At 63.2% G+C, this 26,313-nt stretch carries 23 protein-coding genes and 1 riboswitch; of the genes, 8 read left to right on the plus strand and 15 right to left on the minus strand.

All coding sequences use genetic code 11. The features are described 5' to 3' along the window. Window positions 1-60: 60 nt before the first annotated feature. Together folE2 and metZ are read right to left on the minus strand one after the other, a co-directional pair. Window positions 61-1,038 carry a GTP cyclohydrolase FolE2 gene (gene folE2, locus MU516_RS08615; RefSeq protein ID WP_425606834.1) on the minus strand — a complete coding sequence of 326 codons (978 nt, stop codon included), beginning with the start codon at window positions 1,036-1,038 and terminating at the stop codon, window positions 61-63. Window positions 1,039-1,155: 117 nt separating this feature from the next. Beyond that, window positions 1,156-2,343: an O-succinylhomoserine sulfhydrylase gene (gene metZ, locus MU516_RS08620; protein WP_260276811.1), complete on the minus strand. Its 1,188-nt coding sequence runs from the start codon at window positions 2,341-2,343 to the stop codon at window positions 1,156-1,158. Window positions 2,344-2,661: 318 nt separating this feature from the next. Between metZ and MU516_RS08625 the strand changes: the two genes are divergently transcribed. Beyond that, window positions 2,662-3,696, plus strand: a complete 1,035-nt coding sequence (locus MU516_RS08625; RefSeq protein ID WP_260276812.1) for a hypothetical protein — start codon at window positions 2,662-2,664, stop codon at window positions 3,694-3,696. Window positions 3,697-3,775: 79 nt separating this feature from the next. Here MU516_RS08625 and MU516_RS08630 read toward each other — a convergent pair whose 3' ends face one another. From MU516_RS08630 to MU516_RS08645, 4 genes are all read right to left on the minus strand, one after another. Further along, window positions 3,776-5,101, minus strand: coding sequence for a sigma-54-dependent transcriptional regulator (locus MU516_RS08630; RefSeq protein ID WP_260276814.1), 1,326 nt, complete (start codon window positions 5,099-5,101; stop codon window positions 3,776-3,778). A gap of 21 nt (window positions 5,102-5,122) precedes the next feature. After that, the gene (locus MU516_RS08635) at window positions 5,123-6,838 is read right to left on the minus strand and encodes a sensor histidine kinase (RefSeq protein WP_425606841.1); all 1,716 of its coding nucleotides are present in this window, start codon (window positions 6,836-6,838) and stop codon (window positions 5,123-5,125) included. Window positions 6,839-6,979: 141 nt separating this feature from the next. Then, complete coding sequence (purQ, locus tag MU516_RS08640; protein ID WP_260276815.1) at window positions 6,980-7,648, minus strand: phosphoribosylformylglycinamidine synthase subunit PurQ; 669 nt, start codon at window positions 7,646-7,648, stop codon at window positions 6,980-6,982. Window positions 7,649-7,726: 78 nt separating this feature from the next. After that, window positions 7,727-7,933 (minus strand): DUF2061 domain-containing protein, encoded by a 207-nt coding sequence (locus MU516_RS08645; RefSeq protein ID WP_260276817.1) that lies wholly within the window; start codon window positions 7,931-7,933, stop codon window positions 7,727-7,729. Window positions 7,934-8,047: 114 nt separating this feature from the next. On the opposite strand from MU516_RS08645, the gene MU516_RS08650 reads away from it, so the two are divergent. Then, window positions 8,048-8,902: a helix-turn-helix domain-containing protein gene (locus tag MU516_RS08650; RefSeq protein ID WP_260276818.1), complete on the plus strand. Its 855-nt coding sequence runs from the start codon at window positions 8,048-8,050 to the stop codon at window positions 8,900-8,902. Window positions 8,903-8,990: 88 nt separating this feature from the next. Here the strand turns inward: MU516_RS08650 and MU516_RS08655 are convergent, their stop codons facing one another. Beyond that, complete coding sequence (locus tag MU516_RS08655) at window positions 8,991-10,202, minus strand: NADP-dependent isocitrate dehydrogenase (RefSeq protein ID WP_260276820.1); 1,212 nt, start codon at window positions 10,200-10,202, stop codon at window positions 8,991-8,993. A 212-nt stretch (window positions 10,203-10,414) separates the two neighbouring features. Here MU516_RS08655 and MU516_RS08660 point away from each other — a divergent pair, with 212 nt between their 5' ends. Then, entirely contained in the window at window positions 10,415-11,566 is a 1,152-nt protein-coding gene (locus MU516_RS08660; protein WP_260276822.1) for a Hint domain-containing protein, read from the plus strand. A gap of 89 nt (window positions 11,567-11,655) precedes the next feature. On the opposite strand, the gene MU516_RS08665 is transcribed toward MU516_RS08660, so the two are convergent. The 3 genes from MU516_RS08665 to MU516_RS08675 form a co-directional block, all read right to left on the minus strand. Further along, a complete protein-coding gene (locus MU516_RS08665; protein WP_260276823.1) occupies window positions 11,656-12,099 on the minus strand; it encodes a hypothetical protein in 444 nt (147 codons plus the stop codon). Window positions 12,100-12,193: 94 nt separating this feature from the next. Beyond that, entirely contained in the window at window positions 12,194-13,321 is a 1,128-nt protein-coding gene (locus MU516_RS08670) for an HD domain-containing protein (RefSeq protein WP_260276824.1), read from the minus strand. Window positions 13,322-13,324: 3 nt separating this feature from the next. After that, the gene (locus tag MU516_RS08675) at window positions 13,325-13,987 is read right to left on the minus strand and encodes an alpha/beta hydrolase (protein ID WP_260276825.1); all 663 of its coding nucleotides are present in this window, start codon (window positions 13,985-13,987) and stop codon (window positions 13,325-13,327) included. Between the two features lie 168 nt (window positions 13,988-14,155). Between MU516_RS08675 and iscR the strand changes: the two genes are divergently transcribed. The 5 genes from iscR to nrdF all read left to right on the plus strand — a co-directional run bounded on the left by iscR (window position 14,156) and on the right by nrdF (window position 18,741). After that, window positions 14,156-14,614 carry a Fe-S cluster assembly transcriptional regulator IscR gene (iscR, locus tag MU516_RS08680; protein WP_260276827.1) on the plus strand — a complete coding sequence of 153 codons (459 nt, stop codon included), beginning with the start codon at window positions 14,156-14,158 and terminating at the stop codon, window positions 14,612-14,614. A gap of 53 nt (window positions 14,615-14,667) precedes the next feature. Next, window positions 14,668-14,853: riboswitch (cobalamin riboswitch) on the plus strand. 94 nt (window positions 14,854-14,947) lie between these two features. Then, window positions 14,948-15,169, plus strand: a complete 222-nt coding sequence (gene nrdH / locus MU516_RS08685; RefSeq protein WP_209055642.1) for a glutaredoxin-like protein NrdH — start codon at window positions 14,948-14,950, stop codon at window positions 15,167-15,169. Window positions 15,170-15,176: 7 nt separating this feature from the next. Next, window positions 15,177-15,590 (plus strand): class Ib ribonucleoside-diphosphate reductase assembly flavoprotein NrdI, encoded by a 414-nt coding sequence (nrdI, locus tag MU516_RS08690; RefSeq protein WP_209055431.1) that lies wholly within the window; start codon window positions 15,177-15,179, stop codon window positions 15,588-15,590. Next, a complete protein-coding gene (gene nrdE / locus MU516_RS08695; protein ID WP_260276830.1) occupies window positions 15,575-17,698 on the plus strand; it encodes a class 1b ribonucleoside-diphosphate reductase subunit alpha in 2,124 nt (707 codons plus the stop codon). The genes nrdI and nrdE overlap by 16 nt, the downstream gene beginning before the upstream one ends. Before the next feature lie 65 nt (window positions 17,699-17,763). Further along, window positions 17,764-18,741 (plus strand): class 1b ribonucleoside-diphosphate reductase subunit beta, encoded by a 978-nt coding sequence (gene nrdF / locus MU516_RS08700; RefSeq protein WP_425606835.1) that lies wholly within the window; start codon window positions 17,764-17,766, stop codon window positions 18,739-18,741. An 18-nt stretch (window positions 18,742-18,759) separates the two neighbouring features. Here the strand turns inward: nrdF and MU516_RS08705 are convergent, their stop codons facing one another. From MU516_RS08705 to MU516_RS08725, 5 genes are read right to left on the minus strand one after another with little or no spacing between them, the layout of a single operon-like run. Continuing rightward, window positions 18,760-20,460, minus strand: coding sequence for an ABC transporter ATP-binding protein (locus MU516_RS08705; RefSeq protein ID WP_260276832.1), 1,701 nt, complete (start codon window positions 20,458-20,460; stop codon window positions 18,760-18,762). Window positions 20,461-20,468: 8 nt separating this feature from the next. Continuing rightward, window positions 20,469-21,236, minus strand: a complete 768-nt coding sequence (locus MU516_RS08710; protein ID WP_260276834.1) for an ABC transporter ATP-binding protein — start codon at window positions 21,234-21,236, stop codon at window positions 20,469-20,471. Continuing rightward, on the minus strand, window positions 21,233-23,209 hold the full coding sequence (fhuB, locus tag MU516_RS08715) for a Fe(3+)-hydroxamate ABC transporter permease FhuB (RefSeq protein WP_260276836.1): 1,977 nt from the start codon (window positions 23,207-23,209) through the stop codon (window positions 21,233-21,235). The genes MU516_RS08710 and fhuB overlap by 4 nt, the downstream gene beginning before the upstream one ends. Further along, on the minus strand, window positions 23,206-24,111 hold the full coding sequence (locus MU516_RS08720; RefSeq protein ID WP_425606842.1) for an iron-siderophore ABC transporter substrate-binding protein: 906 nt from the start codon (window positions 24,109-24,111) through the stop codon (window positions 23,206-23,208). Before MU516_RS08720 ends, fhuB begins: the two co-directional genes overlap by 4 nt. Further along, window positions 24,108-26,192 carry a TonB-dependent siderophore receptor gene (locus tag MU516_RS08725; RefSeq protein WP_260276839.1) on the minus strand — a complete coding sequence of 695 codons (2,085 nt, stop codon included), beginning with the start codon at window positions 26,190-26,192 and terminating at the stop codon, window positions 24,108-24,110. The genes MU516_RS08720 and MU516_RS08725 overlap by 4 nt, the downstream gene beginning before the upstream one ends. Between the last annotated feature and the right edge of the window lie 121 nt (window positions 26,193-26,313).

A 26,313-nucleotide genomic window follows, 5' to 3' on the forward strand; every position in this document is an offset into this window, starting at 1 on the left:
GCCCGAATACCCCTTGGGGGTCCGAGGGCAGACGGCCCCCGGCGATCGCGGGACGCAATCTCAGGCGCGCAGCCCTGCGAAGGTCATCGGGTCCAGCGAGGCCTGGGCAAAGGTCGGACCATCGACCAGCAGGCTGACCGCGTCGTGGGAATGCAGCGATTCCTGATGGCTGGCGATGACGCGGAAATCGCCGATCCGCGGATCGGCCTGCAATTCATGCGCAAAGGCGCGGACGGCGTCCTCGACGAAAATCGGGTTCGAGGCATTCAGTTCGGCAAAGGCCTGTTCGTCCTCGCGCTTCACCATCACCTGCGTCTCGGTCGGCACCGCGCGACGGCACAGTTCGACCAGATCCTCGAACCAGATCTTGTCGGGGCCCTTCATCACCGCCGAAATCCGCGCGACCGAACGCTGGCTGTGGGGCGTCGCCAGCCGCGACCGCGTTTCGCGGGCATGTTCGGAAAGTTCCAGCGAGCAGGGGCAGGTCGAGGAATAGACATAGTCGAAATGGACGATCCGCAGCCGGTCTCCGCGATGTTCGACCACCTCTTGCGCGATGTCGTAATATTGCCAGCCCGACAGGCCCGAGCGCAGCGAATCGACCCGGATCGGATAGGAAAACCGCATCTGGATGCGCGCGTCAAAGGCATCCAGATCGGCCTTGTAGTCGTCCAGCGCGGCCTCGAGCACCTTCAGGCTGAACAGGTGATCGGAATGGGCATAGAAGGACCGCATGATCCGGGACATGTTGATGCCCTTGCGGTCGGCGTCCAGGCTGACCGTGCCGGTGACGCTGGTCTCCAGCGCGATCTCGCCCCCGCGATGAGAGGAATCCGGGCGGGTCTGATACCGGATCGGAAGCCGGAAATTCGAGATGCCGACATGCTGGATCGGCGCCCGCGCGCCGACGATCAGGCTGGCCGGGCCGTTCTGAAGATCGGGCAGCCCGGCGCGATAGGACTCGTCTGCGCGGAACTGGGAATCATAGTCGCGGATCAGCGCCGGATAGGCCGGGACCATCGGACGGGCTTCGGTCATGCGGTCATCCTCCATGGGACAGCGGACGCCAATATGGGGGCGTTTCGGCTGTTTCTAAAGAACAGGACCGCACAAATCATCCCAAAATACGGCGCACCGCCACGCTTTTGCGCCGTCCTAGCCCGCCAGCGCCCCGGTCAGATCGTCGATCAGATCCTGAGCATCCTCGAGCCCGATCGAGATCCGCAGCAACCCCGGCGTGATTCCCAGATGCGCCTTGGCCTCGTCCGACAGGCGCTGATGGGTGGTTGTCGCGGGGTGGGTAACGATCGACTTGGCGTCGCCCAGATTGTTCGAGATCCTGATGATCCGCAGCCGGTCCAGCGCGGCGAAGGCCGCATCCTTGCCGCCCGCAACCTCGAGCGCGATCATCGTGCCGCCCGAACCCATCTGCGCCATCGCCAGATCGTGCTGGGGATGGTCCGGCAGACCCGGATAAATCACCCGCGACAGCCCCGGATGATCCTGCAGCGCGCGGGCAATCGTCAGCGCGCTGTCGGCCTGCGCCCGGACCCGCAGATCCATAGTCGTCAGACCGTTCAGCATGATCCAGCTGTGGAACGGGCTGATCGCGCCGCCGGTGTGTTTCAGATACGGCTCTACCGTGTTGCGGATATAGTCGCGGGTGCCGCAGATCACGCCGGCCAGTGCGCGACCGCCGCCATCAATATGCTTGGTGGCGGAATATACGATCACATCTGCGCCCTGATCGACCGCGCGCGAAAAGACCGGCGTGGCGAAAACGTTGTCCACCACGACCGTCGCGCCGACCGCATGGGCCATGTCGGCCACCGATTTCAGGTCGATCACCTCAAGCCGCGGATTGGACACCGATTCGAAGAACACGGCCCTGGTGCCGGGGCGCAGCGCGGCCCGCCACTGGTCCAGATCGGTGCCGTCCACATAAGACACCTCGACCCCGAATTTCGCCAGCAGGTCCAGAACATAGAGGCAGGACCCGAACAGTGCCCGCGCCGCCACGACGTGATCGCCGGGCGCGCACATGGAGAACATGGCGCCGTTGACGGCCGCCATGCCGCTGGCCGTGGCGAACGCATCCTCGGTCCCCTCCAGCGCGGCGATCCGATCCTCGAACATGCGGCTGGTGGGGTTGCCGTAGCGGGCATAGATGAATTCGTCGTCGCCCGTTCCCTGGAACCGAGCCTCGGCCTGTTCGGCGCTGTCATAGACGAAACCCTGCGTCAGAAAGATCGCTTCGGCCATCTCGCCATACTGGCTGCGACGGGTGCCGTGATGGACGGCCTGCGTGCGGGGGTGAAGACCCTTGGCGGATGTCACGCTCATTCCTGAAGTCCCTTTCTGCGGTGGCAGAGGGTTAAACCTGCGGCAAAGGCCGCGCAAGCCTTTGGCGGCCGCAAAGGGCCTGGATGCACGTCGCCCGACCATGCGCGAAAGATTGCCGGCGCTGGCATGGACCCGACGCCAACGATTATCATGTCCCGTCAGAAAATCGCGTTCAGTCGCCCAAAACGATCATGAAAATTTCACAAAGGACATAATAATCAAGAGGATATATATCCTTAAAAGCTGACCAAAAGGACAAGTTGCCCGGAAAGGCTGCGGCGATATTTTGCCGACCACCTGCAATTGAGGAGATCGGTAATGAGTTTCGGCCGCTATTTCGCGTCTTTCGGTAACAAGTTTTCTTCGCATCACAACCGCCATGATTCATGGTGGGGTCACGGTCGTGATCGCGATCACTGCGCGGACGATGACACCGCGCCGCAGCCATCGGTGGATGGCGGGCAGGTGAACTGGACCCTGAGCGGCAAGGGCGTGACCGTCAATGTCAGCGCCACGCAGAACGCCGACGGCAAGATCGTCTTCACCTACGAACAGGTCAAGGGACATGCGGATCTGACCGGTTTCTTCGTGGACGCGGGCAATGACGGCGGCAAGATCGGATCGGCCGGCCTGTTCAACAACATGTGGGGCCGCGATACCGACGGCGACCGACTGGACGGTTTCGACTTCGCGCAGAAGATCGGGTCCGTGCATGGCTGGGATGCCGACAATCGGGACGGCGAACTGACCGTTTCGCTGAAGGACCTGGGCGTCAGCAGCCTTGCAGAGCTGGCAGAGGCCGAAATCGGCATTCGTGCCGGTGGCATCGGCTGGTGCGGCCTTGAAAGCGCGAAGCTGGCCGGAACCGGCACCTACACGCCGCCCGCATCGACCCTGCCCGACGAACAGATCGACCTGAATTTCCCCGGCACCGGTGCCGGTGCGACCTCGCTGACGCTGGTGTTCGGGGCGACCTACGACGCCGCGACCAACACCTGGAACCAGCCCGAGGGCGACGTGAACGCCGACTGGCTTTACAGCGTCAAGCTGGACACCGGCGCGGCGAACCTGCCGACGGATCTGGACAGCTATATCGACACGCTGCTGGCCGACCTGATCGAGGCCGATCCCAACGTGTCCGCCGGATCATCGCTGAAAGGTGTCTTCATCCAGGCCGAAGGCGAAGAGACTCAGTTCTATTATCACAGCGAATTCAATGCCAACGGCGAGATGCCGGACGAGATCCCCGGCGATTTCGCGGTCGATCCGATCACCGGCGACCTGACGCCGCCGGAAGCCATCGACATGGCCTACAACACGACGATCAGCGGCGACGAGTTCATGTTCGCCTGATCGATCAGGCCCGAGATGAAAGAAAGGGCGGCCGCCATCCGATGATGGCGGCCGCCTTTGTCGTTCCCGGCGATGATCTTTACAGATAATCGCTGCGCTGCAGGCCGTATTTCGCCATCTTCTCGTTCAGGGTCCGGCGCGGCAGGCAAAGCTCTTCCATGACGGCGGCGATGCTGCCCTTGTGCCGGCGCATGGTGTTGTCGATCAACATCTTCTCGAAGCTTTCGACATATTCCTTCAGCGGCTTGCCCTCGGTGGTCGTGGCTTGCTGATTGTCCTCGCCATCGGCCATCAGAAGCGAGGCGATGGACCCCGATCCACGACGGTTCTGCAGCACCGCGCGTTCGGCCACGTTGATCAACTGACGGATATTGCCCGGCCAGGGCGCCTGCAGAAGCTGCGCGGCCTCTTGTGCGCTGACCTGCGGCGGTTCGCAGCCATATTCCTCGGAGAACTGTTCGGACATCCGGGTAAACAGCGCCAGGATATCCTCGCCCCGCGCCCGCAGGGGTGGCAGCGTGATCTTCAGCGCAGAAAGGCGATAGAACAGATCCGGCCGCAGCGAATCCTCGGCCTTGCGCCCCTCGCCCCGCGCGTTCGAGATGGCGATGATCCGGGTTTCGGCGGGCGTGCCCTGATCGCTGATGAAGGCCAGAAGCCGGGCCTGCAGCGGTTCGGACATGGCCTCGACATCTTCGAGGCACAAGGTGCCGCCGCGGGCTTCCTCGACCGCCGGCAGGCCCTCTTCGATGGGACCGAAGAGGCGCGCCGACAAGGCCTCGTCGTTATAGGCCGCGCAGGACACGGGCACGAATTTCTTGGTTGCGCGGGGGCCGACCGCGTGCAGGGCGTGGGCGACCAGGGTCTTGCCGGTGCCGGTCTCGCCGTCGATCAGGACGTGACCATCGGCCTGCCCCAGGTCCAGGATATCCTCGCGCAGGCGGTCCATCACCGGGCTTTGTCCGATCAGCTTGGACATCACCTGCTGCCCCTCGGACAGGTCGCGACGCAGCGCGCGGTTGTCCAGCGTCATCCGGCGCGCCTGTGTCGCCTTCTTAGCAAGCTGGGTCATCTTGTCGGGATTGAAGGGCTTTTCCATGAAATCCATGGCGCCAAGGCGCATCGCCTCGACCGCCATCGGCACATCGCCGTGGCCGGTGATCAGGATGACGGGCAAGGCGGAATCAAGTCCCATCAGCCGCTTGAGCAGCGCGATCCCGTCCATTCCCGGCATCCGGATATCCGACACGACAACGCCCGGCCAATCCGGTCCGATCACCTTCAGCGCGTCTTCAGCGCTGGCGAAGGTCTCGGTCTCGAACCCGGACAGGACCAGCCACTGGCTGATCGATTCCCGCATATCCGGTTCGTCGTCGACAATCGCGATCTTCAGCTTGCGGGACATTCTTCTAACCTCTCTCGATAATCATTCCGCGGCCAGCGCCTCGTGGGTTTCGCCGGGCCGGTGCAGCGGCAGTTCGACATGGAAGACGGCGCCGCCTTCGGTTGCGTTATGGGCGGTCAGGCGACCTCCGAAATCGGCCACGATGCTGGACGAGATCGCAAGCCCAAGTCCGGTGCCCTCGCCGGGCTTCTTCGTGGTCCAGAAGGGTTCAAACAGTTTTTCCAGATCGGAAACACCCGGACCGTTGTCGCGGACGGACACATGGGCGTGAGACCCGGCCTCGACGGTGATCTCGATGGCGGCATCGCGCCGATCCTTGACCGCATCGACCGCGTTGCGCAACAGGTTGATGATCACCTGTTCAAGACGGATGCGATCGGCAAGCACCATGATCCGGCCGCGCGGCGCGTTGCGGCTGACGCGGATCGTGCGGCTGCGCAGCTGCGGCTCCATCATGGTCAGGGCGGAACTGACGGCCGCGCGCAGATCGACGGGTTCGACCGCATCCCCGCCCTTGCGGGCATAGGATTTCAGCTGCCGGGTAATCGCCCCCATCCGTTCGATCAGGTCGTCGATCCGCTGAAAGCTGGACAGCGCCTCTTCGGGCCGGTTGCGCTGCAACAGCAGCCGCGCGCCGGCCAGGTAGGTCTTCATCGCAGCCAGCGGCTGGTTCAACTCGTGGCTGACGCCGGCGGACATTTCGCCAAGGGCGGCCAGTTTCGAGGATTGCTGGACCGTCTGTTCGGCAACGCGCAGTTCCTTCTGGACGCGCTCGCGTTCGGCGATCTCGCTGGTCAGACGCGCATTCAGCGCGCGCAGATCCGCAGACTCGCGCATATAGGCCGCCGATTGCAACCGCGCACGCCGCGACAACAGCCAGAACGCGCCCGCCAGAAGGATCGCGAACCCCATGATCTCCAGCGCCAGAACCGCATTCACCCGTTCCCGGGTCGAGGCATAGGTGGTGAACCCGACCATCTTCCAGCCCCGGAAGGTGATGCGATATTCGCTGCGCATCACCGCGCGTCCCTTCAGATAGGCGTCGGCGGGCGGCGCGGCCCAGTCGGTGGTGACCTGAAAGGCGCGCTGGATCGCGGAGGGGGCGGATCGCACCTCAAGCGCTTCGGGAATGGTCAGGCCGCGCCAGCGCGGTTCGGTCGACAGGATGATCCTGCCCTCGCTGTCGGTCACCACGACGGCATCGGCGATGCCCGACCATCGCCGTTCCAACTGGCTGAGATCGGCCCCGACCACGATGATCCCGAGGGTCTTGCCGTCGGCGACGATGGCGCGGGAATGGTTGAATTCATAGGCGCCCGCGTCGTTGGTCGAGACCGTGAACACCGTATCCCGAGAGCGGAGCGCCTCGACGAAATAGGGCGATGACACGACATTGGCGCCGATCTGGTAACGATCGGTGGCCCCCACGGTCCGCCCCGATGCGTCCAGAAGCCGGATCGAGGCTGCGCCGATCTCTTTCTGCGCGGCGATCAGACGTGCCGATGTGGTCGAGAAATCGCCGCTGCTCAGCGCTCCGATCAGCGCCGGGTCGCGCGCCAGCAGCAGTGGCACAACCTCGTTTCGATCCAGCTCGGCGCGCAGGTTTCCGGTATAAAGCTCAAGCCGAAGCTCTGCATGGACGCGGGTATTTTCCGCGAACCGCTCGGTCAGCCAGGCGTTGGTGATCCAGATCGCCGCAAGGGCGCCCACGAAGATCAGTCCGATGGCAGAACGCAGCCACCAGGGACTGGCCGGTTGGGGCCCTGCCCGCCCGGTCCGTGCCGATCTGCCGTGTTTCCCCTGATCCCCGATCACCTCGTCAATCCGAAATAATCCGTCAACTGACGCAATCTAGGCGCGGAATCATATTCGCTCAAGTCAGGCGTTCTGCAAGCTGCCGACCAGCGCAGAAAACAGCGGCGCGCCGTCGCTGCCGCCAAGTGCCGGATCGGCGGCCCGTTCCGGATGCGGCATCATCCCCAGAACCCGACGGTTCTCGGACAGCACACCGGCAATGTCGGCGACCGATCCGTTGATCGACGGGGCATAGGTGAATGCGATCCGGTCCTGATCGCGCAGTCGCGCCAGGTCGTCCTGCGTGATCTGATAATTGCCGTCATGATGGGCGACGGGAATGGTGATCTGCTGACCCCGCCCATAGCCACGGGTAAAGTCGCTGGCGACGGTCGCAACGTTCATCGAAACCGGTCGGCAGATGAACGTCAGTCCCTGGTTACGCATCAGCGCACCGGGCAGCAGCTTCAGCTCGGTCAGCACCTGAAATCCGTTGCAGATCCCCAGGACATAGCCGCCCTTCTGCGCATGCGCGCGCAGCGGGCCGGCGATCGGCGAATGTGCCGCGATCGCGCCGCAGCGCAGGTAGTCGCCATATGAAAAGCCGCCCGGAACAGCCACCAGATCGGTGCCGACGGGCAGCGCGTCATCCTTGTGCCAGACGCGTGTGACCTGCGCACCGGCCTGTTCCAGCGCGACGGCCAGATCGCGGTCGCAATTCGATCCGGGAAAGGTGATGACGGCGGCTTTCATGGCGCGGGCTCCGGCGGCAGGGAATGCTTGTGCCGCCGATAGCCGATTCCACGGGGTTTGGAAAGCGCCCGCAGCCGGTCAACCCGCGATACGGCCCCAGCGGATATGCTGCCACAGCCTTTCATAGCCCAGATACAGCACCAGCCCCAGCACGGCGTTGATCAACGCCATGCCGCCACCCACCCGAACCGATCCCGTCAGCACAAAGCCGACCAGTGTCATCACAACAAGGCCAAGCATTTGCCACAGAACAGCCTTGAGAACCGATCGCTTGCGGGTGTCCATCCTGCCCTTTCCTCTTGCTGACGGGAAACTGGGACTTTGCTATCAGAACCATCTTCTGCCCAGAATTCTGAACATCGTTAGCAATTTCGCACATGTGATGATAAATATCACTGCATGAGAGAAATTATCGACAAGCGCGATCTTGCGGCCGGGCTTCGCGACCGGCTTTCGCAGATCATGGCCGACAGCGGTGAAACCCAATCCGGGCTTGCCCGCGCGATCGGCGTGGACCGCTCGACCGTATCGCAGCTTCTGACCGATGCCGGTGGGCGGATGCCCGGCGCGCATCTGGTTGCCGCTGCCGCGCGGCATTTCGATGTCAGCGCCGACTGGCTGCTGGGTCTCAGCGAACATCAGCAGATGGCCAGCGATCTGGTCGATGCCTCGCTGCAGGTCACCGCAGCCACGCGCGCGCTGATCGACGACCAGTTGTTCCAGTGGCATCAGCAGGCGGCCGGCTACAAGATCCGGCACGTTCCGACCGGCCTGCCCGACATGCTGAAGACGCACCAGGTGCTGCGCTGGGAATACGCCAACCACCGCAACCGCAGCACCGAACAGGCGATCGAGGCATCGGAACGTCGGCTGGACTGGATGCGCCAGACAAGTTCGGATCTGGAGATCGCCCTGCCCCGGCAAGAGATCAAATTGCTGGCCAGCGGCGAAGGCTATTACCGTGACCTGCCCGCCGACCTGCGCCGCGCGCAGCTGGATCACTTTGCCCAGGTCACCGATCAGCTGTATCCGGCACTGCGCGTCTGCCTGTACGATGCGCGGCAGCTGTTTTCGGCGCCGCTGACGGTATTCGGGCCGCTGATGGCTGCGATCTATATCGGGCAGAACTATCTGGTCTTCCGCGACAGCGAACGGGTTCGCATTCTGACCGCGCATTTCGACCAGCTTGTCCGGCAGGCCGAGACCGGCGCGCGGGAACTGCCCGCCCTGCTGCGCAAGCTTCAGAATGAATGAAGCCGCGCGGAGGCGACCGCGCGGCTTCTTTATTATCCGAAAAACCCTCGCCGGGGTCAGGCCGGGACCGGGCCCGGCTTTCGACTACTCAGGCCAAGGCCTTGTTCAGATATTCGTCGACCTTTTCCAGATAGCCCATCGTGGTCAGCCATTTCTGGTCCGGCCCGACCAGCAGCGCCAGATCCTTGGTCATGAAGCCGTCCTCGACGGCCTGCACGGTGACTTTTTCCAGCGTGGTGGCAAAGGTCATCAGCGCATCGTTGCCGTCCAACTTCGCGCGGTGCTTCAGACCGCCCGTCCAGGCAAAGATCGACGCGATCGAGTTGGTCGAGGTCGCGTTGCCCTTCTGGTGTTCGCGGTAATGGCGGGTCACGGTGCCGTGCGCGGCCTCGGATTCCACGACCTGCCCGTCGGGCGTCATCAGCACGCTGGTCATCAGGCCGAGGCTGCCGAAGCCCTGGGCCACGGTGTCGGACTGCACGTCGCCGTCATAGTTCTTGCAGGCCCAGACATAGCCGCCCGACCACTTCATTGCCGATGCGACCATGTCGTCGATCAGGCGGTGTTCATAGGTGATGCCGGCCTTCTTGAACTTGTCGGCAAACTCGGCGTCGAAGACCTCCTGGAACAGATCCTTGAAGCGGCCGTCATAGGCCTTGAGGATGGTGTTCTTGGTGGACAGATACACCGGCACGCCGCGCGACAGGCCATAGTTCATGCTGGCGCGGGCGAAGTCGCGGATCGAGTCGTCCAGGTTGTACATCGCCATGGCGACACCTGCGCCGGGCGACTGGAACACCTCATGCTCGATCGTCTCGCCGTCATCGCCGACGAACTTGATGGTCAGCTTGCCCTTGCCGGGAAACTTGAAATCGGTCGCCCGATACTGGTCGCCAAACGCGTGGCGGCCGACGATGATCGGCTGGGTCCAGCCCGGCACCAGGCGCGGCACGTTCTTGCAGATGATCGGCTCGCGGAAGATCACCCCGCCCAGGATGTTGCGGATGGTGCCGTTGGGCGAACGCCACATCTTCTTCAGGCCGAACTCTTCGACGCGGGCCTCGTCGGGGGTGATGGTCGCGCATTTGACGCCGACACCGTATTGCTTGATCGCCTCGGCGGCATCCACGGTGATCTGGTCGTCGGTGCGGTCACGCTCTTCGATCCCGAGGTCGTAGTATTTCAGGTCGATGTCCAGATAGGGCAGGATCAGCTTCTGCTTGATGAAATCCCAGATGATCCGCGTCATCTCGTCGCCGTCAAGCTCGACGACGGGGTTCTCTACCTTGATCTTCGACATGGTGGTTCCCTTGGCGTTGGTTGCGTGCTGACCGGGCTATATCCGCATTCGGCGCGGAATGAAAGACAGTATGCCATGGTATGCATTTCTGGATTGGCGGCGCGAGTGCATCGGCCGGATTCGATTAAAATTGACCAAATGAACAACTTCTCCGGTGACTGAAACTCGGATATCGAACTTGCGTAGCCTTTTCAGTTTTCTGGATTTTTCAGATGCCCATTTATCGCATGATCTACCTCGGCAATTACGCCGATATCGACCCGAATGAATCGACGATCAATTCCGAAGCCTCGACCGGAATTTTCGCGAATCGCAGCATCGGCACTAGCGATCAGCCGCTGCATGCGCAGGTGCTTGAGGTGTCGATGAACGACACCAATGGCGACGGCATGATCTACCACAACAATTACGGTGGTACGCAGGAACGCATCAGCTATGAACTGGGCGATCCGCCGGTCGATCAAAGCCACGAAATCGACGGTGCCTTCCTTGCAAGCGGCACCCTGGTCACGCGGCTGCTGCCGGATGGCAGCACCGATACAGTGACCACGACCGTGCGCGTCTTCCAAGACACCTCGGGCAATACCTTCATGATCCCGCCACCCGTCAACGGGGGCGTACCGGGTGAGGTCGATGCCGTCACCAGCTATCCGATCATCGGGATTCGCTTGCCCCCGGCGCAGAATTTCACCACCGAACTGGGGGTCGCAAGTGCGAACCGCTTCGATCTTCAGGGCTTTGTTCCCTGTTTCGCCCTCGGCACGATGATCCTGACCGAATCCGGAGAGCGCGCGGTCGAGGAACTGTCGGTCGGCGACAGGGTCTGGACGCGCGACAACGGCTTTCAACCGATCCGCTGGTGCGGAAGGCGCCGCCTGTCAGCGACCGATCTTGCCAGCAACCCCAAGCTTCGTCCCATTCGCATTCGTGCCGGCGCCCTTGGCAATAACCATCCGCAAAGTGACCTGACGGTTTCACCGCAGCATCGGATCCTGATCTGCTCGAAAATCGCTCAGCGGATGTTTGGAACAAAGGAACTGCTGATCGCGGCACGCCACCTGACAGAGATCGAGGGTATCGACGAAGTCTTCGACGCCAGCGAAGTGACCTATCTTCACCTGATGTTCGACCACCACGAGGTCGTGATGTCCAACGGCGCCGAGACCGAGTCGCTTTACCCCGGCCCACAGGCGCTTGCGGCGCTGGGTGCGGCTGCGAGGGACGAGATTTTCACGCTGTTTCCCGAACTGCGCGAGGGCGTCACAAGCTTTGCCGGTGCGCGACCTTTCGCGGCCGGAAAGCGTGCCCGTGCGATGGCGCATCGCCACTCCCTGAAGGGGCAGCCGCTGATGCTGTCGCACTGAAAAGAAAACGCCGGACAGATTGTCCGGCGTTTTTTTTTTGCAGAGATAACGCTGCGACCAAAGCTATGGTGCCACGGTTGGCACGATGATCACATTCCGGCGGCTTCGCAATCAGCCATGGTGATCTGCTGCAGGTTGACCGACGGAACATCGGTCTCGGCGTCGGGGTTGCCTGAATTGCCCTCGGGGGCGAGCTCAGTCTCGGACACCATGCCTTCAGCGGCTTGGTTTTCGTCCGTTTCTCCGGCGTCGGGATTGCCCGCGTTGCCGGCAACGACGTCTTCGTTCGATTCCGACCCGAAATCGGTTGCGTCGGGTTTGGGCTCCATGCCGTCCGTATCGGGGTTGCCCGAAATCCCCATGGTCGCCATGTCACTTTCCGTGCCGCCCGAAGCCAGCATCTCGCAATGTGCCTTCACGAACGGGACATCGGCTTTCGATAGTTCCTGTTCGCCAATCATCGTCTGGCCGAAGGCCGTTCCGCCGATTGTCATTGCCATTGCGGTCGTCATCGCCAAAGCTTTGAATTTCATTCCATTTCCTCCTCGGATATGTCTGTTTCCAGTATGGCATCCCAACACGCGAACGAGACGATCGTTCCAGAAGAGCGACGAATTTTTTCGGGCCTCAGCGGAAATGATCCCGCAGCCGCAGGTCCAGCCAGCCCCACAGCGCCGGCGCGCCGGGGTGGACGCGCGCGCCGACCCGCGTCACCAGATCCGCGTAGCTGACGGAATATTCACGCCAGCCGACGCCGCCCGAACGAAGATTCTGCACGGCGGGCTGGCAGCGATCCAGCGATTTGGCGAAGATCGCATCCGGTGTCTGGGCTGCCTCGAATTCTTGCCACAGCGACAGGTAGTCTGCCCCTTGCGAGGTCGGAAGCAGGCCGAAGATGCGTCGCGCCGCCCGCGCCTCGGCGGCCTGTATGCTGGCCGAGCCATGCGCCTGCCCCTGCGCGGAATGCAGCGGCACGTCACCAACATCGATCTCGACCAGATCGTGCAGCAGCAGCATCCGGATCACGCGGCTGATATCCACCCCGTCATGCGCGTGTTCGCGCAGGACCAGCGCATACAACGCCAGATGCCAACTATGTTCGGCGCTGTTCTCGCGACGGGAGGCGTCGATCAGCACATTCGCGCGGATCACGGATTTCAGTGCATCCGCCTCGGCCAGAAAGCCCAGTCGCGCGCCAAGATCACCGGTCGGCGCGGTTCCCTGATCCAGCAGCGACCGGGCCGCATGGATCGCCTCGGGCCATTCCGCGTGCAGCCTGGCTGCGCGTCCCCTGTCCAGATTGTCGCGCACGATCTGAACATGTTGCGGCAGGGGGTCGCGCGTCAGCAAGACCTGAAACAGCGGCTGGCAGTGATCCATCCGCTTGGCGAAGCGGGCATCCGGCGTCAGACCGGCCTCGAATTCGCGCCAGAGATCCAGCCAGTTGCCGCCCTCGGGCAGCAAACCGAAGATCCGGGTAGCGGCGCGTAACTCGGCCTGCATCAGGGCGCCGGCATCATGGGCCAGGTGAATGGGCTGATCCCCGACGTCGATCTCGACCAGATCGTGCAGCAGCAGCATGGCGATGGTCCGGTCCGACGCACCGAAAACCATCGCCCACAACGCCACGTGCCAACTATGTTCGGCGCTGTTTTCGGCGCGGGACAGATCCATCAGCACATTCGCGCGATCGACCGATTTCAGCCGGTCGGCCTCGCACAGAAAATCGATCTGCGCCGCGATCCGGTCCGTCATGGATCAGCGCGTGCTTTCGGTCAGCCGCCGCCGGACATAATTCTGAACCATGCCGATCATAGGCTTCATATGCGCCTCGTCGTCGCGGAAGAAATGGTCCGCCCCGTCGATTTCCTCGTGGGTGATGGTGATGCCCTTCTGTTCGCGCAGCTTGGAGACCAGCGAATGCGTATCCTTTGGCGGCGCGACGCGATCGGCAGTTCCGTTGACGATCAGCCCCGAGCTTGGGCAGGGCGCAAGGAAGCTGAAATCATACATGTTGGCGGGCGGCGATACGCTGATGAAGCCGGTGATCTCGGGGCGGCGCATCAGCAACTGCATCCCGATCCACGCGCCGAAGCTGAAACCGGCGACCCAGCAATGCTTCGAATTTGGGTTCATCGCCTGCAGGTAATCCAGCGCCGAGGCGGCATCGGACAGTTCGCCCACACCCTGATCGAACTCTCCCTGGCTGCGTCCCACACCGCGGAAATTGAACCGCATCACCGTGAAACCCATATTGTGGAACGCGTAGTGCAGATTATACACCACGCGATTGTTCATCGTGCCGCCATATTGGGGATGGGGGTGCAGGACGATGGCGATGGGGGCGTCGGGCTTGCCCGGCTGGGGGTGATAGCGGCCTTCAAGGCGGCCTTCTGGACCGGGAAAAATAAGCTCTGGCATCGTCGTCCTTCACAGCTTGTTGGTTGCTTGACGAGGTCGCGTCAGGCTTCTAGACCATTTGATCTGGGAAGCTGGCGCCGATTACGCAAGAAACGGGCCTCGGCGGCATAGCGCAGCCACGCGCCGCCCGTCAATGCGACGCGAGATGCGCAGACAGGGGGATGTGCGATGAAACTGTCGACCAAGGGCCGCTACGCGATCATCGCGCTGACCGATCTGGCCATCGCCAAGCAGGGTGAACTGACATCGCTGGCCGAAATCTCGAAGCGTCAGGATATCTCGCTACCCTATCTGGAGCAGTTGTTCGTGCGCCTGCGCCGCGCCGAACTTGTGGCGTCTGTCCGGGGACCGGGCGGCGGCTACAGGCTGGCCCGCGCGCCGGAAGCCATCCGCGTCTCGGAAATCCTTGAGGCGGTCGATGAGACCGTCAGCGCCATGCACGTCGGCGCAGGTGCGTCGGGCGGCATATCCGGATCGCGGGCGCAGACCCTGTCGAACCGGTTGTGGGAAAGCCTGTCAGCCCATGTCTATGTGTTCCTGCACAATCATTCCCTGGCTGACGTGGCCAGAAACCAGTTGCTGCCCTGCCCGGCACTGCCGAAGATCCTGAATGTCGTGGACGACTGAAGAAATCTTCGCGGCATCCAACACCACATATTGACGCCCCTTAACCCAATATGCCTAAATGATGTGGCTATGGTGCCGCTGACTCGGGTCAGGGTGAAAAGGGAAGCCGGTGAAGATCCGGCGCTGCCCCCGCAACTGTAAGCGGTGTGCACGGCTGAACATGCCACTGGAGCGTTCCGGGAAGGCCAGCCGCGCAAGACACCGCAAGCCAGGAGACCTGCCATGGCAACGACGACGACACCGGGCGGTGGGTCCGGCGGCGTGGCGCCTTCGCAGGATCATGCGCAGGGCCATTCCGCGCCCTCTGCCGCCCAAACGACAGGAGCAGAGGCCATGACCATCACCGTTTATTCCAAACCTGCCTGCGTGCAATGCACCGCCACCACCCGTGCGCTGGACGCGCGGGGCCTGGATTACAGCATTATCGACCTGACCCAGGACGAGGATGCGATGCAGCGCGTGACCGCGCTTGGCTATCGGCAGGTGCCGGTGGTGGTCGCGGGCGAGGATCACTGGGCGGGCTTCCGGCCCGACATGATCGGTCGCCTGGCCTGAGCGGGTCATGGCGGGTCTGGTCTATTTTTCCTCGGCCTCGGGCAACACGGCGCGGTTCGTCGCGGCGCTGGGGCTTGCGGCGGATCGCATTCCGATCCGTCCGGACGAGCCGATGCCCCGCCCCGCCGCGGACCACGTGCTGATCTGCCCGACCTATGCCGACGGCATGGGTCGGGGCGCGGTCCCCAAGCAGGTGATCCGCTATCTGAACGATCCAGATCGTCGCGCCGGGTTGCGCGGCGTCATCGGCGCGGGAAATCGCAATTTCGGCGCGACCTTCGCGCTGGCGGCCCGCGTCATCTCTGAAAAATGCCATGTTCCGGTGCTGTATCGCTTTGAACTGGCGGGAACCGAAACCGATCTGGCCCGCGTGCGGTCGGGGCTTGCAAAATTGATGGGGCTGGAATGCTTGACGCCATAAAACCGGATCTCGACTATCACGCGCTGAACGCGATGCTGAACCTGTATGATGCGGATGGCCGGATCCGGTTCGACGCCGACCGCATGGCCGCGCGCCAGTATTTCCTGCAGCATGTGAACCAGAACACGGTCTTCTTCCACAATCTGGATGAAAAGCTGCGCTATCTGGTCGATGAGGGCTATTACGAGGCCGCCGTGCTGGACCAGTATTCCCGGAACTTCCAGCGCGAGATATGGGACGCCGCCTATGCGCGAAAATTCCGCTTTCCGACATTCCTTGGCGCGTTCAAATACTATACCAGCTACACGCTGAAGACCCGCGACGGCCATCGCTATCTTGAGCGTTACGAGGATCGGGTCGTGATGGTCGCCCTGGCTCTGGCGCGCGGCGACGAGGCGCTGGCCCTGCGTTTCATGGATGAGATGCTGTCGGGCCGTTTCCAGCCCGCCACGCCGACCTTTCTGAACGCGGGCAAGAAATCGCGGGGTGAGCTGATCTCCTGTTTCCTTCTGCGGATCGAGGACAATATGGAATCGATCGGTCGGGCCATCAATTCCTCGCTGCAATTGTCCAAGCGCGGGGGTGGGGTCGCCCTGATGCTGACCAATATCCGCGAATCCGGCGCACCGATCAAAGGCATCGAGAACCAGTCCTCGGGCGTCATCCCGGTGATGAAACTGCTGGAGGACAGCTTCAGCTATGCCAACCAGCTGGGGGCGCGGCAGGGCGCGGGGGCGGTCTATCTGAACGCCCATCACCCCGACATCCTGCGCTTTCTGGATACCAAGCGCGAGAACGCGGACGAAAAGATCCGCATCAAGACGCTGTCGCTTGGCGTGGTGATCCCCGACATCACCTTCGATCTGGCCAAGCGAAACGAGGATATGTACCTGTTCTCGCCCCACGACATCCAGCGGGTCTATGGCGTGCCCTTCTCGGACATTTCCGTGACCGAGAAATATGCCGAGATGGTCGATGACAAGCGCATCCGCAAGAAGAAGATCAATGCCCGCGAATTCTTCCAGACGCTGGCCGAGATCCAATTCGAAAGCGGCTATCCCTATATCATGTTCGAGGACACTGTGAACCGCGCCAACCCGATCGACGGACGCATCACCATGTCGAACCTGTGTTCCGAAATCCTGCAGGTGAACGAGGCGTCGCAGTTCAACGACGATCTCAGCTATGCACATATGGGCACCGATATTTCCTGCAACCTGGGATCGCTGAACATCGCCAAGACCATGGACGGGCCCGATTTCGGTGCCACTGTCGAGGCCGCGATCCGCGCCCTGACCGCCGTGTCGGAAATGTCGGCCATCGATTCCGTCCCCTCGATCCGCAAGGGCAACGACGAGGCGCATGCCGTGGGTTTGGGGCAGATGAACCTGCACGGGTTTCTGGCGCGCGAGCATATCCATTACGGCAGCCCGGAAGGCGTCGAATTCACCAGCGTCTATTTCGCTGCAATCGCCTATCACGCGATCCGCGCCTCGATGCTACTGGCGCGTGAAAAGGGCGCAACCTTCAAGGGGTTCGAGAAATCGACCTATGCCGATGGCAGCTTCTTCGACAAATACACCGACCGGGACTGGCTGCCCGGCCTGCCCGATGTGGCCCGCGTCTTTGACGGCATCACCCTGCCCACACGCGACGACTGGGCCGCGCTGAAGCTTCAGGTGATGGAACACGGTCTTTACAACCGCAACCTGCAGGCCGTGCCGCCGACCGGGTCGATCAGCTATATCAACAACTCGACCAGCTCGATCCACCCCATCGTCAGCAAGATCGAGATCCGCAAGGAGGGCAAGATCGGCCGCGTCTATTACCCGGCCGCCTATATGTCGAACGAGAATCTGGACTATTACCGCGACGCCTATGAGATCGGCCCAGAGGCGATCATCGACACCTATGCAGCAGCGACCGAGCATGTCGATCAGGGCCTGTCCCTGACCCTGTTCTTCCCCGCCGAGGCGACGACCCGCGACATCAACCGCGCCCAGATCCATGCGTGGAAGAAGGGCATCAAGACGATCTACTACATCCGGCTGCGGCAAACCGCGCTGGAAGGCACCGAGGTGCAGGGCTGCGTGTCCTGCACGCTTTAGGCAGGCGATGACCGGGGTTTTCGCAGCCCCGGACCCCGCGGGGTATCTGGACAAAGAAGAAGGGAATGGGCGCGATGCGGGACATGGTGACGAGTGTGGCCAAGGCGATCAACTGGAACCGGCTGGAGGACGAGAAGGATCTGGAGGTCTGGAACCGGCTGACGGTGAATTTCTGGCTGCCCGAAAAGGTGCCGCTGTCAAACGACGTGCCAAGCTGGGCGACATTGCGCCCCGAGGAACGGCAACTGACCATCCGGGTCTTCACCGGGCTGACCCTGCTGGACACGCTGCAGAACGGCGTCGGCGCGCCGGCGATGATGCCCGACGCGATCACCCCCCACGAAGAGGCGGTGCTGTCCAACATTGCCTTCATGGAGGCCGTTCATGCGCGGTCCTATTCGTCGATCTTCTCGACCCTGTGTTCCACGAAAGAGGTCGACGAGGCGTTCCGCTGGTCCGAGGAAAACCCGCATCTGCAACACAAGGCCCGGCTGGTCCTTGAGGAATACAGGGCCGACGCCGATCCGATGCGGCGCAAGATCGCCAGCGTATTTCTGGAAAGCTTCCTTTTCTATTCCGGTTTCTATCTGCCGATGTACTGGTCAAGCCGCGCCAAGCTGACCAACACCGCGGATCTGATCCGGCTGATCATCCGTGACGAGGCGGTGCACGGCTACTACATCGGTTACAAATACCAGCGCGGTCTTGAGAAACTGGACGAGGCCAAGCGCGCTGCGCTGAAGGATTTTGCCTTCTCGCTGATCTTCGATCTCTATGACATCGAAGCCAAGTACACGGCCGAGCTGTATGACGGGATCGGGCTGACCGAGGATGTGAAGGCCTTCCTGCACTACAACGCCAACAAGGCGCTGCAGAATCTGGGCTATGAGGCGCTGTTTCCGCCTGCCGCCTGCGAGGTCAATCCGGCAATCCTTGCCGCCCTGTCCCCCGACAGCGAGAACCATGATTTCTTCTCGGGATCGGGGTCGTCCTATGTGATCGGAAAGGCGGTTGCCACCGAAGACGAGGACTGGGATTTCTAGGCGGCGAACGCCGCGCGATCAGGCCGCCAGAGTCGCATAAATACCGCCCTGCGACAGAAGCTGGGCGTGGCTTCCAACCTCGGCGATGCGACCGTCTTGCATGACCACGATCCGGTCGGCGTTGCGGATCGTGCCCAGTCGATGCGCGATGATCAGCGTCGTGCGCCCGACCGCCAGCGCATCCAGCGCCGTCTGGATTTCGCGTTCGGTCTGGCTGTCCAGCGCGCTGGTCGCCTCGTCCAGGATCAGGATCGGCGGGTTCTTCAGGAAGGCGCGCGCGATGGCGACGCGCTGTTTCTGACCGCCCGACAGCATCACGCCGCGTTCGCCGACAATCGTGTCCAGCCCTTCGGGCAGGGACGCGATCAGCGACGTCAGCTGCGCCTGTGCAGCGGCCTTGCATATCTCGTCTTCGCTGGCGCCGAGGCGGCCGTAGGCGATGTTCTCGCGCAGCGTGCCGCCGAACAGGAAGACATCCTGGCTGACCAGCCCGATCTGACGCCGCAGGCTGTTCAGCCGCATCCGATCCAGCGGCATCCCGTCCACGATGATGCGCCCCTCGGTCGGCTCGTAGAAGCGCGGCAACAAGGCCAGCAGGGTCGTCTTGCCGGCACCGGAATGGCCGACAAAGGCGACCGTCTCGCCGGCGCGAACGGTCAGGTCGATGCCCTGCAGGATCGGGCGGCCCTGATCATAGGCGAAACCCACCCGGTCAAAGTGGATATCGCCGCGCAGCACGGGTGCCTCGGTCGCTTCGGGCGCATCGGCGATTTCGGGATCGGTGGCCAGCAGTTCCTGATAGCGGCGGAACCCGGCGATGCCACGCGGATAGGTTTCGATCACGGCGGCGATCTTTTCCAGCGGACGGTAGAATACACCCACCAGCAACAGAAAGCCGACAAAGCCCCCGGTGGACAGGCTGCCTGACAGCACGAAACCGGCGCCCACGACCATCACGACCACCTGCACCAGCCGCAGGCCCATATATTGCAAGGCCGACGACGCCGCCATAACCCGATAGGCGTCCAGCTTGGCCTGCCGGTAACGCGCGTTGTCACCGGCAAAGAGATGGCTTTCATGGCTTTCATTGCCGAACGCCTGTACAACGCGCACGCCGCCAAGCGCCTCTTCCAGGCGGACATTGAAATCGCCGACACGCGAATAGATCGCGCGCCATGTCCGCGTCATCCGCCCACCATAGATGATCACCAGCGCCAGCATCGCCGGCACGATCAGCGCGACGATCAGCGCCAGCTGCGGGTTGATCCAGAACATCAAAGCGAAGGCCCCGACAAAGGTCATGATCGCGACCACGGCATCCTCGGGGCCGTGATGGGCGACCTCGCCGATCTCTTCCAGGTCACGGGTCACGCGGGCGACCAGCTTGCCGGTGCGGGCGCGGTCATACCAGCGCCATGACAGCCGGGTCAGGTGGTCGAAGGCGCGGGCCCGCATCTCGGTCTCGATGTTGATGCCCAGCTTGTGCCCCCAGTAGATCACCACCGTCAGCAGGCCCGCATTGATCGCATACAGCAGCAGCAACCCGACGGCAGCGGCGATGGTCAGCGACCAGTCGCCCTGCGGCAGCAGATGGTCGATGAAGCCGGTGATCGCCAGCGGAAAGGCCAGTTCCAGCAGTCCCGACAGGACCGCGCACCCGAAATCCAGCCAGAACAGGCCCATGAACGGGCGGTAATAGGAAAAGAATTCGCGCAGCATCGGGATCCTCAGGCAGGAATGGCAATGGGGGTGCCGTCATCACGGGTCAGCACCTGCATCGGCAGGCCGTATATGTCTTGCAGCGTGGCAGGACGCATCAGGTCGGCGGGACTGCCCTGCATCGCCAGACGTCCGCCCTTCAGGGCAACGACATGGTCGCAGAACCGGGCTGCCATGTTCACCTCGTGCAGCACGATCACCGCGCTGCGGTTTTCGGCATGGCACATGCGACGAACCAATGCCAGCACCTCGACCTGATGGGCGATGTCCAGCGCGCTGATCGGTTCATCCAGAAGCAGCGTCCCGGCCCCTTGCGCGACCATCATCGCAAGCCAGACCCGCTGCCGCTCGCCACCAGACAGGGTGTCCACCAGCCGGTCCGCAAAGGCCGCGACCCCGCATTCGGCCATGGCCTCGGCGACCGCCGCGTGATCCCGCGGCCCGAAGCGCCCCAGCGCACCATGCCAGGGATAGCGGCCAAGCGCGACCAGTTCGCGCACCAGCATCCCCTCGGCCGGTGGGGTGGTCTGGGGAAGAAACGCCAGGCGGCGGGCATAGTCGCGAGCATGCCAGTCGCCAAGCGCGCGACCTTCGAATGCGACACGGCCAGAGGCGGGGATCTGCCGTGCCAGCACCTTCAGCAGGGTCGACTTTCCCGATCCGTTATGGCCGATCAGCGCGATCACCCTGCCCGCGGGCAGGTCAAGCGCAATCCCGTCCAGAAGTCGGCGGCCCGGAACATCCACGACCAGATCTTCGATAGCGAACAGGCTCATCGCACGGACCTCATCATCAGCCAGATCAGCCATGGCGCACCGATCAGCGACGCGAACAGGCCAAGCGGCAGTTCATAGGGAAACCCGGCCATCCGGGCACCGAAATCGGCCGCCAGCATCAGCGCGGCCCCGATCAGCGCCGTCCCGGTCACATGATCCCGGGGTCGGGCCAGACCCACACGCCGGGCAAGATGCGGGGCCATTAGCCCGACGAAGGATAGCGGGCCGACCAGAACGGTCGCCGCGCCGGTCGCCACCCCCGCCAGAAGGATCAGTATCAGTCGCGCCCGACGCAGCGGCAGTCCAAGCCCGCCCGCGACGTCCGCACCAAGCGGCAACACCCCAAGCCAGCGCCGCGCCGCCAGCGTGAACCCCAGCACCGTGGCGGCCAGCGCCGCCAGAGCCATCGCCGCCGGCATCGTCACCGCCGAGGACGACCCGCTGAGCCAGTTCAGGATCGCCCAGGATCGCGCATCGCCCACAGCCATCATCGCCGACAGCACCGCCGAAGCCAGCGCCGACACCGCGATCCCCGCCAGCAGGATCCGCTCGGCCGGCATGTCGCGGCGACTGACGAAGGACGCGACCAGCGCCAGCGCGACGGCGCCGCCCGCCATCGTGCCAATCGCAAGCAGCGCTGCGCCCGGCGCGACAGCAAGAAAGATCACCGCCGCATAGCCAAGCGACGCGCCGCCCGACACGCCCAGCACCTCGGGCGAGGCCAGCGGGTTCGCGGTCAGTCGCTGCAGGATCGCGCCGGCCAGTGCCAGCGCCGCCCCGGCAGAGGCCGCGGCGATCAGCCGCGGCGCCCGCATCGGCAGGAAGGCGCGAAGACTGTCCCAGTCCAGCACCGCCCATCCCCCCGGCACCCGGCCGATCCAGATCAAAATCAGCGCGGCCAGAACCAGCCCGATGCCAAGCGTGACCAGCAACCGCACCGGTCGCACAAGGCGTGGCGCCGGTCCTTCGGCAGCCTCGGTTCCGGGCGGGGTCGAGCCGCGCAGACGTGGCAGAAGCCAGATCAGCAGCGGACCGCCGATCAGGCCGGTCAGGGCGCCGGTGGGAAACATCTCGCCGCCCTGCCCCGCGATGGCCAGCACCAGCCCGTCGCAGACCGACAGGATCAGCGCGCCGATCGGCGGCGACAACGCCAGAAATTGCTCGATCCCGCGCGCGCCCGCCGTCCGCGCCAAGGCAGGTGCGGCAAGCCCGACAAAGGCGATCAGCCCCAACTCGGCCGAGACACTGGCGGCGATCCAGGCGGCCAGCGCGACCGCGGTGACACGCACCACCGCCACGTTCAGGCCCAAACCTCCCGCGCCTTCGACGCCAAGCGACAGCACCCGCAGAGGCCGGGCCAGCAGCGCCGCGCCAATCCCGCCCGCCGCCAGGACCAGTGCCAAGGCCTGTACCCCCGACCAGTCCTGCTGGACCAGAGATCCGCCATTCCAGATCACCAGCGACAGAAGATACTGCCCCTGGGACAGCGTGACCGCGGTCGCGATGGCGCTGGCGGTCATACCGACCAGCATCCCGGCGATCACCATTGTGACCGGCGCGAAGCCCCGCCTTGCACCGATGGCAAGAACCAGCGCGGCCGCCAGTCCGGCACCGGTCATCGCGACCGGCCATCGTCCCCACGCCAGCAGACCCGGCGCAAGGATCGTGGCCAACACCAGCGCCAGCTGCGCCCCCGCCGAAATCCCCAGCGTCGTCGGATCGGCCACCGGATTGCGCAGCACGGCCTGAAGGATTGCCCCCGACAGACCCAGCGCAGCCCCTGCCAACAGCGCGATCACCCCGCGCGGCATCATGCCGAAAGCCATCAGGATCTGATCCAGGCTCATTACCTGAGGATCGAAGGGCGGCGCGGGCCATTGCGCCACCGGCAGCATCCGCGCGGCCAGCACCAGCCACAACGCGACGCTTAAGACAACCGCAAGCGGCAACCACAGGCGCAGCACGGGCCTCATGACCAGCCGATCGGTCCGGACGCGAATGCCCCTGCCAGCAACCGGGCGAAACGCAGGGCGGCCGGGACGCCGCCAAAGGCATTCACATCGGGCAATTGATACAGCCGGCCCTCGACGACGGGGGGAAGCGCCTGCCACAGGATGCTGCGCCTCAGGGCGCGGTGCGCCGCGACGGGGATATCGCCGACAACCACCAGCCGCGCCTCGGGCATCGTGGCAAGCCGCTCGATCGGAACCGGCGCCAGAAAGCTGAACCGGGTGCCCTCGGTCCAGGCATTGCGCAGGCCAAGGCGATTCAGAGTGCTGCCGAACAGGCTATCAAAGCCAAAGGCCCGCAGATGCCGGGCATCGCCGATATTGACCAAAGCGACAGGCCGATCCGAGAAGCCACGAAGACGCGCGGCCAGATCGTCCAGCTCGGCCTCGGCCCGTGCCGTCGCCCGCCCGCCGGCATCCGGGTCGCCGACCGCTGCCGACAGCGCATCAACCGCCGCGAATGCCTTGGGCAGCGGCGCTTCGCCGGGAACATAGAATGGCAGGTTCAGCACCGGCGCCAGCGATGCAAGCCGGTCCTGATAGCGCATGTAATAGGGCGAGGTCAGGATCAGGTCGGGGCGGGTCAGTTGCAGCAGTTCGAAATTCGGCGCACCACGCAGCCCCAGATCGACGACCTTCGCCGGGACCTTCGGCTGCATCGCATCCTCGCGATAGCGGATCAGTTCGCAGGCCGCGACGGGCATGTGGCCGATCAGGATCGCGGTCTCCAGCATCGCCCAGTCGATCGCCGCAAGGCGCGGCTGCGAGGGCAAGGCCCGCAGCGACGATGCCGCCGCCAGCCACAGGCCGGCGGCGGTCAGGATGGCACGGCGATCAGGCCCGGACTTTGCGGCCCGCCCGGTCACCACTTGTAAGTGACTTTTGCGCTGACGGTGCGCCCCTCGCCGTAGGAGCAATATGAAAATCCGCAGGCACTGACATAGACTTCATCGGTGACGTTGGTCAGGTTCAACGACATCTCGACATTGTCGCGGCTGTAGGCGGCGCCCAGATCCACCAAGGTCACGCTGTCCAGTTCGGCCGAGTTGGCCGCATCGATGAAGCGATCCCCGATGTAGCGAACACCGCCCCCGACACGCAGGCCATTCGCAAATTCACGATCAAGCCAGATACTGGCGATATGGTTCGGGGCGTCGGCCAATTGGTTGCCATTCAGCGGATCGCCCTCAGGTGCGACCTGCTCGGTCTTGTTGTAGGCGTAGCCGGCGCGCAGCTTCCAGGCATCTGCGATTTCGGCGGTCGCCTCGATTTCAAGGCCACGCGACTTGACCTCACCGATCTGCCGGATGCCGGCGATCCCACCTTCCAGCACAGACCTGTTCACATTCTTCTGGCGCAGATCATACAGCGACGCGGTGATCAGCCCGTCAAACGCCGTCGGCTGGTATTTTACCCCAAGCTCCCACTGCTCGCCCTCGGTCGGACGCAAGGCGATTCCATCGATATCCTGCCCAGCCTGCGGATCGAAGGATGTCGAATAGCTGGCATATGGCGTAAGACCATTGGCCATGACATATCCAAGGCCGATGCGACCGGTTACCTTGTTGTCCTTGTACTCGGACACGCTTCCGTAACGTTCGCCGGTCTGCTCCACCCAGTCATAGCGCAGGCCAAGGGAACCGCGCCAGTTCCCGTACTCGACCTCGTCCTGGGCATAGATACCGACCTGACGCAGCTTCGAGTCACCCGCATTCGGATCGCCTGGGAACCTGCGCCCACCGGCATAATAGTCTGGATCGCGCCAGTTCAGATCGCTGGCGATGCCAAACTGGCTGCTTTCATAGGCGTCGTACTGTCGAACATCCACGCCAAACAACAGCTTGTGCACGGCTTGACCAGTCGTGGCCTCGCCCGACAGGCGGGTGTCGAGGCTGATCGTTTCGCTGTCTTCTTCTTGGCGGCTGGAGCCCCGGCTGAACGTGTCCGCCCCGGTGACCGCAATGGCGTAGGTACTGCGATAGTCCCAGTCCAACTTCTCATAGCGGAACCCTTGACTAAGCCTCCAGCCATTGTCGAACTCGTGGCTCAGTTCAAGGCTGAAGCTGGACGATGTTCGGTCGCTGTCGTCCCAATCCTTCTGACCCGTGTACAGGTCGCGCAGGTAATCGCCATACGCGCTTTGCGTCAGTGCGAACGGGACTCCTGTCGGGGACAGGGGCGAATCCTTGGTGTAGTTCGCCATTATGTCGATGGTCGTCGCGGCATCGGGCGACCACCGGACCGCACCTGCCAGATAGCCGCGCTTGTTGGTCAGGTCATCGATCTGCGTGTTGTCGTCGCGGCCGATCCCGGTAAGCCGCCAGGATAGCGTTTCGGAGGGCGCGCGATTGACATCGAAGAACAACTGCCTGCTTTGGTTGCTGTCATAGCCGACACCTGCTTCGCCGAAATCGTAGGATTGGGCACGCTTCTGCACCTGATTGATCACGCCAAGTGGCGAGCCTGCTCCGTAAAGCGAGGATGATGGCCCACGCAAGACCTCGATCTGCTGCATGCCATAGAGTTCCTGGCCAATCGCGCCGAAATATCGCCCCTGGCGCAGTCCGTTCACGTACTGTGCGTTGTCGGCCCGGAAGCCGCGGATATAGGGCGTGTCGAACCGCGGATCTATTCCGAACGGCTGTGCGTGGACACCCGACGTATAGCCCAATGCCTGACCCAGATTCTCTGCACCCTGATCCTTGACCTGATCCGTCGTGACAACGGACACGGATTGCTGCATCTCGGCTATCGGCGTGTCTGATTTGGTGGCCGCCTGCGAGTATTCACTTACATATCCCTCGGGCTGGACACTGACATCCGTCGTCGCGGTCAGCGTGATCGCGTCCAGAACAATGGGCTGCTGCGCCTCTTGTGCAAAGGCGGATGCCGACAAGGCGAGAACGCTTGCGCTGGCAAGCCATGTGATTCTGAATGCGGTTTTCATGATTGCCTGCTGAGTTCTGTTCGCGACCAGAAGGTTCCTGACTTAATCAGTCGGAATTGTCAATCGCCATCAGACCAATCCGCATTCCAGAAATCCCCGACCTGACATCGCGGCAGCAGGT

The organism is Paracoccus maritimus, from assembly GCF_025195095.1.
GTDB lineage: Bacteria > Pseudomonadota > Alphaproteobacteria > Rhodobacterales > Rhodobacteraceae > Paracoccus > Paracoccus maritimus.